We start from the raw sequence: 10510 nt of genomic DNA on the forward strand, positions 1-10510 counted from the left end.
GCCGCAGGCGGCCGGCTTCGATGCGGGCCAGGTCGAGCAAGCCATCGATGAGGCCGCTGAGGTGCTCACCGCTGCGCTGGATGGTGGTCAGCGGGCCGCGGCGCGCACCCACTGGAGGCTCGTCCTTGAGCAGGATCTGCACGTAGCCCATGATGCTGTTGAGCGGCGTGCGCAGCTCGTGCGTCATGCCGGCCACGTAGCGGGTCTTGGCCTGGTTGGCGGCCTCGGCCAGCTCCTTGGCTTGCTGCAGCGCGGCGTCGGTGCGGCGGTGGGCGTCGATTTCCTGCTGCAGCAACTGGTTCTGTCGGTTGGAGTCGTCCTGCGCCATGCGCCGGCTCTCGGAGGCCAGCACCACCCACCAGGCGCACACGGCCGCAGCCAGCAGCAGCAAGGCATAGACCTTCACGAAGGGGCTCTCGAGCGCACCCGGCGGCAAGGTGTGGTCGGCCAGCAGCTCGGGCCGCACCACGCCCTCCTGGTAGTACACAACGCCCAGCACAAAGGCCAGCAAAGCCGCCAGCGACAGGAAGACCACCAGGTAATGCCCGACGCGGAAGTTGATGCGCCGAGACATGTAGGCTGGCAGCACCGAGCTGAGCACGTCGGAGACCTGCTCGGCCGCGCGCGAACGCGTCTTGCACCGATCGTGGCAGCGCGACTCCAGCGTGCAACACAGCGAGCAGATGGGCGCGTCATAGGCCGGGCAGGTGGCCATGTCTTCGGACTCGAAGGCGTTCTCGCACACGCTGCAGTGCACCAGCTGGCCAGGTCGCCAGGGCGTCTGCGGCTGCCTGGCCAGGTAGTAGCGCCCCTTGGTCCACCAGGCGATGGAGGGGGCTGCCACCAAGGCCAATGCCAGCGCGATGAAGGGCGCCCACGGCACCAGGCTCGCCCCCAGCAACCCCGCGTGCGCAGGCACCGCCACGCCCGCCCCCAACAGCGTGGCCCCCAACCCAACGGGGTTGAGGTCGTGCAGGTAGGCCCGCTTGAACTCGACCCCTTTGGGTGACCAGCCCAGCGGCTTGTTGATGACCAGGTCGGCCACCAGCGCCCCGACCCAGGCGATCGCCACGTTGCTGTAGAGCCCCAGCACCCGCTCCAGCGCCCCGAACACGCCCAGCGTCATCAGCAGCACGGCGATCATCACGTTGAAGACCAGCCACACCACGCGCCCCGGGTGGCTGTGCGTGAGCCGCGCAAAAAAGTTCGACCACGCCAGCGAGCCCGCGTAGGCATTGGTCACGTTGATCTTGACCTGCGAGACGATGACAAAGAGCACCGTCACCCACAACGCCACCGTCGGCGAGCCAAACACCTCGCTGAAGCCGGCCAGGTACATCTGCGTGGGCTCGATGGCGTGCTCCACCGGCACCTCGCGCTGCAAGGCCAGGTAGGCCAGGAAGGCGCCGGCCAGCATCTTGAGCATGCCCGGCACGATCCAGCCCGGCCCTGCCACCAGCACCGCCGTCCACCAGCGCACGCGGTTTTCTTTCGTCTTCTCGGGCAGGAAGCGCAGGAAGTCCACCTGCTCGCCCACCTGCACGATCAGCGAGAACGCGACCGTGGCCGCCATGCCGAAAGCCAGCCAGTGGAACTCGCTGTCACCCGTGGCGCGGCCAGCGAGCTGCGTGAACTCGACATAGGCCTCGGGCTTGTGCCAGGCCACCGCGATGAAGGGCAGCACCCACAGGCCCAACCACAGCGGCTGCGTCCAGGTCTGCAGGCGCGAGATCAACGTGATGCCGTGCGTGACCAGCGGGATGATGACCAGCGACGAGATCACGTAGCAGACCGGCAGCGACCAGCCGAACAGCATCTCCAAAGCCAGCGCCATGATGGCTGCTTCGAGCGCGAAGAAGATGAAGGTGAAGCTCGCGTAGATCAGCGACGTCAGCGTCGAGCCCAGGTAGCCGAAGCCGGCGCCACGGGTGAGCAGGTCCATGTCCACGCCGTACTTGGCGGCGTAGTAGCTGATCGGCAGGCCGGTGAGGAAGGTGATGATGCCCACCACCAGGATGGCCCACAGCGCCGTGCTGAAGCCGTGGTTGAGCGCGATGGCCCCGCCGATGGCTTCCAGCGCCAGGAAGGACACCGCGCCGAAAGCGGTGTTGGCCACCCGCATCTCGCTCCACTTGCGAAAGGTGCGGGGGGTGTAGCGCAGGGCGTAGTCCTCCAGGGTCTCGTTGGCGACCCAGGAGTTGTAGTCACGGCGAATGCGAAAAATCTTCTGCCGGGCAACGGACACGAACAGGCTCCAGCTGAAACACCAGCACCCTGAGTGTGCAAGAAGCAGTCCAACCGTTGCCCTGCGCAACGACTACGTTAATTGACGTATTCATGGAAACCCTGGCCCTGCCTAAGGTGTGACCCAAGGCCGCGCCGGGCTCGCTGTTTGAAATGGCATGCACCGGGATGCGGCATCCGAGTCCCCGTTGGCAACCCATTTTTGTGCAAGGAGCCTTTCCATGTCGAACCGCGAAGATGACCTGTCCCACAACCGCAGCAGCCGCCGCCGCCTGCTGCAAGGCATGGGCGCCCTGCCCCTGGCCGGCATGGCCGGTGCGGGCGGGCTGGGCATGCTGGCCACCTCGGCCAACGCCCAGTCCTTCCCGACCGCCAAGGTCAACACCACCAAGCTGGCCGTGACCGACACCGAGGTCATCGTCGGTCAGCTGCACTCGGCCACCGGCACCATGGCGATCTCCGAGACCGGCTCCATCCAGGCCGAGCAACTCGCCATCGACCAGATCAACGCCATGGGCGGCATCCTGGGCCGCAAGATCAAGGTCATCAAGGAAGACGGCGCCTCCGACTGGCCGACGTTTGCCGAGAAGTCCAAGAAGCTGCTGGTCAACGACAAGGTCGCCGCCGTCTTCGGCTGCTGGACGTCTGCGTCGCGCAAGGCCGTGCTGCCCATCTTCGAGAAAGAAAACGGCCTGCTGTACTACCCGACCTTCTACGAAGGCCTGGAGCAGTCCAAGAACGTGATCTACACCGGCCAGGAAGCCACGCAACAGATCATCTACGGCCTGGACTGGGGCGCCAAGGAGAAGAAGGCCAAGACCTTCTTCCTCGTCGGCTCCGACTACATCTGGCCGCGCACCTCCATGAAGATCGCGCGCAAGCACATCGAGTCGGTGGGCAAGCTGGGCAAGGTGGTCGGTGAAGAGTACTACCCGCTGGGCCACACCAACTTCAACTCCCTGATCAACAAGATCAAGGTCGCCAAGCCCGACTGCATCTTCGCCGCCGTGGTGGGTGGCTCGAACGTGGCCTTCTACAAGCAGCTCAAAGCCGCCGGCATCACCGGTGCCAAGCAGTTCCTGCTGACCCTGTCGGTGACCGAGGACGAAATGCTGGGCGTCGGTGGCGAGAACTTCGCCGGCTTCTACAGCTCGATGAAGTACTTCCAGTCGCTGACCAACGACAACAACAAGAAGTTCGTCGAAGCCTTCAAGAAAGCCTACGGTCCGAAGTCGGTGATCGGCGACGTGACGCAGGCCGGCTACCTGGGCCCCTGGTTGTGGAAGGCCGCCGTCGAGAAGGCCGGCAGCTTCGACGTCGACAAGGTCGTGGCCGCATCGCCTGGCATCGAGCTCAAGACCGCACCGGAAGGCTACGTCAAGGTTCACCAGAACCACCACCTGTGGAGCAAGTCGCGCATCGCCCAGGGCCTGCCCGACGGCACCTTCAAGGTGGTTGCCGAGTCGCCCGAGCTGATCGAGCCCAACCCCTTCCCCAAGGGATACCAGTGACCGAGTGAGCGCGCGGGTGGTGCAGTTTGAAACCACCTGCTTCCTGCTGCGGCCCGCGCCAGCGCTGGCCGGGCCGCGCAGGTTTTTTAGCGGATGCGAGGGTGAACAACATGGACATGACACTCAACGACATGCTCAACATCGGGCTCATGCAAGGCTTCGCCGGGCTGAGCCTGTTTTCCGTGCTGCTGCTGATGGGCCTCGGCCTGGCGGTGATCTTCGGCCAGATGGGGGTCATCAACATGGCCCACGGTGAGTTCATGACCATCGGGGCCTACACCGTCTACCTGGGCTCGACACTGACCGAGACCTTCGCGCCCGGCTTGGTGCAGATGTACTTCCCTGTGGCCATCGTCGCGGCCTTCCTGTTCGCCTTCGCGGCGGGCTGGCTCACCGAGTGGGCCCTGATCAGACACCTCTACAAGCGCCCGCTCGACACCCTGCTGGCCACCTGGGGCTTGAGCCTGGGTCTGCAGCAGGTCTTTCGCTCCACATTCGGCCCCAAGGAAGTCAGCCCCACACTGCCCGACTGGCTGATGGGCTCGTGGGCCCCGTCCGAAGGGCTGGACATCCCCATCAACGGCCTGTTCGTGATGGGCCTGACCGCCGTGGTCACCGCCCTGCTGCTGCTGGCCCTCTACAAAGCCCGCTGGGGCCTGCGTGTGCGCGCCACGGTCAGCAACCGCGTGATGGCCAACGCCATCGGCATCAACACCAAGCAGACCGATCGCCTGACGTTCGCCATCGGCTGCGGCATCGCCGGTGTGGCGGGTGCGGCCTTCACCACCATCGGCTCCACGGGCCCGACCAGCGGCTCGCTCTACATCGTCGACAGCTTCCTGGTGGTCACCTTCGGTGGCGCGGGCAGCCTGCTGGGCACCGTCGCATCGGCCTTCGGCATCGCACAGACGCAGTCGATCTCCGAATTCTTCATGAGCGGCTCGAACGCCAAGGTGCTCACGCTGATGGCCGTCATCACCATCTTGATGCTGCGCCCGCAAGGCCTGTTCGCCTCCAAGGTCCGCCGTTGAAGTTGGACACGAGATCCAAAGGAGCACTCACATGAACGTTATGCAAGACTGGCTGGCCAAACAAAAGCTCGGCAGCTTCCTGCTGCTGGCCCTGGTGCTGCTGGTGGCCTTCCCGCTGGCCCTGGAGCCCTTCCGCCTCAACCTGGTGGGCAAGTACCTGACCTACGCCTTCGTGGCCATCGGTCTGGTCATGCTGTGGGGCCACGCCGGCATCCTCAGCCTGGGCCAGGGCTGCTTCTTCGGCCTGGGCGGCTACATGATGGCCATGTTCCTCAAGCTGGAGGCCTCCGACCCCGAGAGCACCAAAATCCAGTCCACGCCGGGCATCCCCGACTTCATGGACTGGAACCAGCTCACCGAGTTGCCCTGGTGGTGGCAGCCCTTCGACAACCTGGGCTTTGCCCTGGCGGCCGTGGTGATCGTGCCCATGCTGCTGGCCTTCAGCATCAGCTTCGCCATGTTCAAGCGGCGCGTGGGTGGCGTGTACTTCGCCATCATCACGCAGGCCGTGGCCCTGGTGCTGACGGTGTTGATCATCGGCCAGCAGGGCTACACCGGCGGCGTCAATGGCATCACCGACCTCAAGACGATGCTGGGCTGGGACATCCGCACCGACCAGGCCAAGCTGATCCTGTACTACGTGTGTGCAGGCCTGCTGCTGGCCTCGGTGCTGCTGTGCCGCTGGGTTCAATCTTCCAAGCTGGGCACGCTGCTTCTGGCCATGCGCGACAAGGAAGACCGCGTGCGGTTCTCGGGCTACGACGTCTCCATGTTCAAGGTGTTCGCCTTCTGCCTGGCGGCGGGTCTGTCGGCCATCGGTGGCGCGATGTTCACGCTGCAGGTGGGCTTCATGTCGCCGTCCTTCGTGGGCATCGTGCCGTCCATCGAGATGGTGATCTTCGCCGCGGTCGGTGGCCGCATGAGCCTGGTGGGCGCCATCTACGGCGCGCTCATCGTCAACTTCGGCAAGACCTACTTCTCCGAGTCGGCCCCTGACCTGTGGCTGTTCCTGATGGCCGCCCTGTTCATCGGCGTGACCATGGCCTTCCCCGACGGTCTGGCCGGCCTGTGGGAGCAAAAGATCAAGCCCTGGTGGGCCAAGCGCCAGGCCGATCGCAAGGCACAGGCCGAGCGCATCCAGGCCGCACACGCCCTCTACCCCGAGGTGCCGCCCAACGGCAAGCCCCCTTCTGGCGGCGTGGGTGGTGGTGGCCTGCCACCCGGCATGAGCGGGAAGCAAGCCTGAGCCCCGCTTCACACAACGACCTCTGCACAACGCCCCGCACATCGCATCGACAACCGGAGTCCACACCATGGCACCCAAAGAGTTCGTGCTCTACATCGAAGGCCTGACCGTGTCCTTCGACGGCTTCAAGGCCATCGACAGCCTCAACCTCTACGTCGACAAGAACGAGCTGCGCGTGATCATCGGCCCCAACGGCGCCGGCAAGACCACCCTGCTCGACCTCATCTGCGGCAAGACCAAGGCCTCGCAAGGCAGCATCCAGTTCAAGGACCAGGAGCTGACGAAAAAGTCCGAGCACGCCATCGTGCGATCGGGCGTGGGTCGCAAGTTCCAGACGCCCTCCATCTACGAGAACCTCAGCGTCTTCCAGAACCTGGAGGTGTCCTTTCCTCAGGGCCGATCGGTGCTGGGCGCACTGGCCTTCAAGTGCACCGACGAGGTCAAGGCGCGCGTGCAGGTGGTGGCCGAAGAAATCGGTCTGGCCGACAAGCTGGACATGGAAGCCGGCCTGCTCAGCCATGGCCAGAAGCAATGGCTGGAGATCGGCATGCTGCTGATGCAGGAGCCCGAGCTGCTGATGCTTGACGAGCCGATCGCCGGCATGAGCGCCAAGGAACGCGAGCTCACCGCCGAGCTGCTCAAGCGCATCTGCAAAGGCCGCTCGATGATCGTCATCGAGCACGACATGGACTTCGTCAAGCAGATCGCTTCCAAGGTCACCGTCATGCACCAGGGAAAGATCCTGGCCGAAGGGACCATGGACCAGGTCCAGAGCGACCACAAGGTCATCGACGTTTACCTCGGCCATTGAAGGGACCTCCACATGCTGCAAGTCAAAGACCTCCACGTCGCCTACGGCCAAAGCGAAGCGCTGCACGGCATCTCGTTCGAGGGCAACAAGAACGAGACCATCGCCATCATGGGCCGCAACGGCATGGGCAAGACCACGCTGTTCAAGAGCCTGATGGGCGTGCTGCCCACCAAATCCGGTGAAATCACCGTGGCCGGCAACAACGTCACCAAGGACGAGAGCTTCCAGCGCGTGCGCAAGGGCATCGCCTACGTGCCCCAGGGCCGCATGATTTTCCCCACCCTCACTGTCGAAGAGAACATCCAGACCGGTCTGGAGAACGCCAAGCACAAGCGCATCCCCGAAGAGATCTACAGCCTCTTCCCCGTGCTCTTCGAGATGAAGCACCGCAAGGGCGGCAACCTCTCGGGCGGCCAGCAGCAGCAGCTCGCCATCGCACGCGCCCTGGTCACCAACCCCAAGGTGCTGCTGCTCGACGAGCCCACCGAAGGCATCCAGCCTTCGATCATCAAGGACATCGCCAAGGCGCTCAACGAGATCCGCAAGCTGCGCGAGATCACCATCGTCGTGAGCGAGCAAGTGCTGAGCTTTGCGATGGACGTGGCCGACCGGCTCTTCGTGATCGAAGGCGGCCGCCTGGTGCACGAAACCACCCGCGCCGACACCGATGCCGAGCGCATCAAAGCCTATCTCTCCGTTTGATCCATTCGTTCGTACCAAGGAGCAAGCCATGCCCGAAACCCTGATCAAGGTCGACCTCAAAGACTCCCCCTACAACAACCCGATGGTGCACAACCGCTGGCACCCGGACATCCCGATGGCCTGCTGGGTCAACCCGGGTGACGACTTCATCCTCGAAACCTTCGACTGGACCGGCGGCTACATCCAGAACAACGACAGCGCTGACGACGTGCGTGACGTCGACCTGACCACGGTGCATTTCCTCTCCGGCCCCGTGGGCGTCAAGGGCGCCGAGCCCGGCGACCTGCTGGTGGTCGACCTGCTCGACATCGGCGCCAAGGCCGACAGCCTCTGGGGCTTCAACGGCTTTTTCAGCAAGAACAACGGCGGCGGCTTCCTGACCGAGCACTTCCCCAATGCGCAGAAGTCCATCTGGGACTTCAACGGCATGTTCACCAAGAGCCGCCACATCCCCGGCGTCGAGTTCGCAGGCCTGATCCACCCGGGCCTGATCGGCTGCCTGCCCGACAAGAAGATGCTCGACATGTGGAACGAGCGTGAGGTGGACTTCATCGCCACCCAGCCCGACCGCGTGCCCCCGCTGGCCAACCCACCGTTTGCCAAGACCACGCACGCCGGCAAGGCCACGGGTGAGGTCAAGGACAAGATCGCCGCGGAAGGCGCCCGCACCGTGCCCCCGCGCGAACACGGCGGCAACTGCGACATCAAGGACCTGTCGCGCGGCTCCAAGGTCTACTTCCCCGTCTACGTCGATGGCGCGGGCCTCTCGGTGGGCGACCTGCACTTCAGCCAGGGCGACGGCGAGATCACCTTCTGCGGTGCCATCGAGATGGCCGGCTGGGTGCACATGCGCGTCAGCCTGATCAAGGGCGGCATGGCCAAGTACGGCATCAAGAACCCCATCTTCAAGCCCAGCCCCATCACGCCCAACTACAAGGACTACCTGATCTTCGAAGGCATCTCGGTTGACGAACACGGCAAGCAGCACTACCTGGACGTGCACGTGGCCTACCGCCAGGCCTGCCTGAACGCCATCGAGTACCTGACCAAGTTCGGCTACACCAAGGCCCAGGCCTACTCCATCCTGGGCACGGCGCCGGTGCAGGGCCACATCAGCGGCGTGGTCGACATCCCCAACGCCTGCGCCACGCTGTGGCTGCCCACCGAGATCTTCGACTTCGACATCAACCCGACGGCCGCCGGCCCCGTGAAGATGCTCGACGGCAGCATCGACATGCCGATCTCGTACGACATCGTCAAGTGAGCTTGATGCACTGAAGCAAGGAGCCCCCGCATGCCCACTTACGACTACGACTGTCCGAGCTGCGGGGGCTTCGACGCCTTTCGCAGCCTGGCCGAGCGCAACGAGCCGGCCGCCTGCCCCGACTGCGGCACCCACTCGCCGCGCGTGTTCGTCAGCGCCCCGCGCCTGGCCTGCCTGAGCAGCGACACGCGCACCGCCATGGACCGCAACGAAACCGCCCGCCACGCGCCGATGTCATCGAAGGGCTACCAGGAGGGTGGCTACGCCAGACTGAAGCACCCATCGGGCTGCGGTTGCTGCTCGAGCGGAAGCAAGGGCATCCGCAGCGCGACGGTCACGGCGGCCAATGGCGCCAAGGCCTTCCCGAGCAAGCGCCCGTGGATGATCAGCCACTGACTCACCCAGGGCCAACCAGGAAGCCCTGAACGAAAAGGCCCGCATCGCGCGGGCCTTGTTCATGCATCAAGCGAGTCGCCTCAGGCTGATCGTTTTTGGCGGCGCGACACGCCCCACACCGTGGCCAGGCCCGCCAGCAGGAGGGCCCATTCGCTGGGCTCGGGTGCGTGGCTCACGCTGCCTGGGCCGCTCAAGGGGCAGGTGCTGCCCTGGCGGCAGGCCGCGAGGTCGGCATCGTTGTAGAAGCTGACCGTTTCACCATACTTCAGGGCCACATCGCGGATGAAATCCGCTTGCTCGCCGATGAAGCTCCAGAACGACTCATCGCCCAGGTCGGTGTAGCGGCCGTTGTTCTGGTTGTCGCGGGCATAGGCGGCGGTGCCGAAGATCACGCCCTGGCCAGACGACGTCCAGGACATCAGCGGCCCACCGGAGTCCCCACCTGCCAAGGCCGCACCACCAGGAACCAGGACGGCGGACAAGGTGCCGCCCTTCTCGTCGTCGTAACCGGTGATCTGGGTGTAGCCCATCCAGCGGTTGTAAACACTGCCGCCCTCGATGAAGCGACCCTCTTCGTGGTGCTGACCATAGCCCACGACCATGGCGCCGTCCCCGAGTTTGGACAGGGCGCTGTCGGACAGCTCGCCCGAGTAAACCGAGTAGGTCTGCGTGGTGGCCGCCAGGGGCGTGTCCAGCACGATCAAGGCCACGTCGCTGTAGGCCTTGTAACCCCCAGCCAGGATGATTTCGTGCTTCGGGGACACGACCACATCACCGTTGTGAAGGGTCAGCCCGCGGCCCGCGCCCTCGCCTTCCCATGCGTAGAACATGGAGCGGCTGTTGTCCGTCTTGTTGTCGTAGTTGAAATCGAAACAATGCGAGGACGTCAGGATGAGGCGCGACGACAAGGCCGCACCCGTGCACGCCACGTAGTTGCCGGCAGATTGGTTCGCCGTCAGCACGTAACCCACGCCATCGAGGAAGCCGAACGAGGAATTGCTGACCGTCGAAGCCGCCGTGATCTCGGCGGAGTCGAAATAGGCCAGCGCCATCGCCTGCCCAGGCAGGAGAGCGGCCGCAGACAGGATCCATCCAAGCGGCAGCAGCGACGACAGGGTCTTCATGGGCATCCCTTCACCCATTCGGGTGAGACATATTTCTCAAGACAGCTAGTAAAGCACTGATGCGGTGCGATTCCAATCCCCTGATCGACCGGGGCGTTTGAGGCACACCTCAACTGTCGCAAAACTGCCCTCGTCCCCCGGATTCACGGGGCAGGGCAATCCCGGGTGCGCCCCCCCCCCC

General features: G+C 64.5%; 9 protein-coding genes. 7 read left to right on the plus strand and 2 right to left on the minus strand.

Annotated features, from left to right (window positions below; all coding sequences use genetic code 11):
• The coding region (locus B2W70_RS06645) for a histidine kinase dimerization/phospho-acceptor domain-containing protein (protein ID WP_286744043.1) at positions 1-2245 on the minus strand (2245 nt) is incomplete at its 3' end.
• 220 nt (positions 2246-2465) lie between these two features.
• Here B2W70_RS06645 and urtA point away from each other — a divergent pair.
• The 7 genes from urtA (at position 2466) to B2W70_RS06680 (ending at position 9205) form a co-directional block, all read left to right on the plus strand.
• On the plus strand, positions 2466-3755 hold the full coding sequence (gene urtA / locus B2W70_RS06650) for an urea ABC transporter substrate-binding protein (RefSeq protein WP_058086357.1): 1290 nt from the start codon (positions 2466-2468) through the stop codon (positions 3753-3755).
• Positions 3756-3871: 116 nt separating this feature from the next.
• Complete coding sequence (urtB, locus tag B2W70_RS06655; protein ID WP_286744064.1) at positions 3872-4786, plus strand: urea ABC transporter permease subunit UrtB; 915 nt, start codon at positions 3872-3874, stop codon at positions 4784-4786.
• Positions 4787-4817: 31 nt separating this feature from the next.
• Positions 4818-6032, plus strand: a complete 1215-nt coding sequence (urtC, locus tag B2W70_RS06660; protein WP_286744047.1) for an urea ABC transporter permease subunit UrtC — start codon at positions 4818-4820, stop codon at positions 6030-6032.
• 67 nt (positions 6033-6099) lie between these two features.
• Positions 6100-6843 carry an urea ABC transporter ATP-binding protein UrtD gene (gene urtD / locus B2W70_RS06665; protein ID WP_286744050.1) on the plus strand — a complete coding sequence of 248 codons (744 nt, stop codon included), beginning with the start codon at positions 6100-6102 and terminating at the stop codon, positions 6841-6843.
• A gap of 12 nt (positions 6844-6855) precedes the next feature.
• Entirely contained in the window at positions 6856-7545 is a 690-nt protein-coding gene (urtE, locus tag B2W70_RS06670; RefSeq protein WP_058086354.1) for an urea ABC transporter ATP-binding subunit UrtE, read from the plus strand.
• Between the two features lie 28 nt (positions 7546-7573).
• The gene (gene fmdA / locus B2W70_RS06675) at positions 7574-8809 is read left to right on the plus strand and encodes a formamidase (protein WP_286744053.1); all 1236 of its coding nucleotides are present in this window, start codon (positions 7574-7576) and stop codon (positions 8807-8809) included.
• Positions 8810-8839: 30 nt separating this feature from the next.
• On the plus strand, positions 8840-9205 hold the full coding sequence (locus tag B2W70_RS06680; RefSeq protein WP_137841048.1) for an FmdB family zinc ribbon protein: 366 nt from the start codon (positions 8840-8842) through the stop codon (positions 9203-9205).
• Between the two features lie 80 nt (positions 9206-9285).
• Here the strand turns inward: B2W70_RS06680 and B2W70_RS06685 are convergent, their stop codons facing one another.
• Entirely contained in the window at positions 9286-10329 is a 1044-nt protein-coding gene (locus B2W70_RS06685; RefSeq protein ID WP_286744056.1) for a trypsin-like serine protease, read from the minus strand.
• Positions 10330-10510 lie beyond the last annotated feature (181 nt).

Origin of the sequence: Aquabacterium sp. UBA2148, from assembly GCF_002328915.1 — a bacterium.
Lineage (GTDB): Bacteria > Pseudomonadota > Gammaproteobacteria > Burkholderiales > Burkholderiaceae_C > Aquabacterium > Aquabacterium parvum.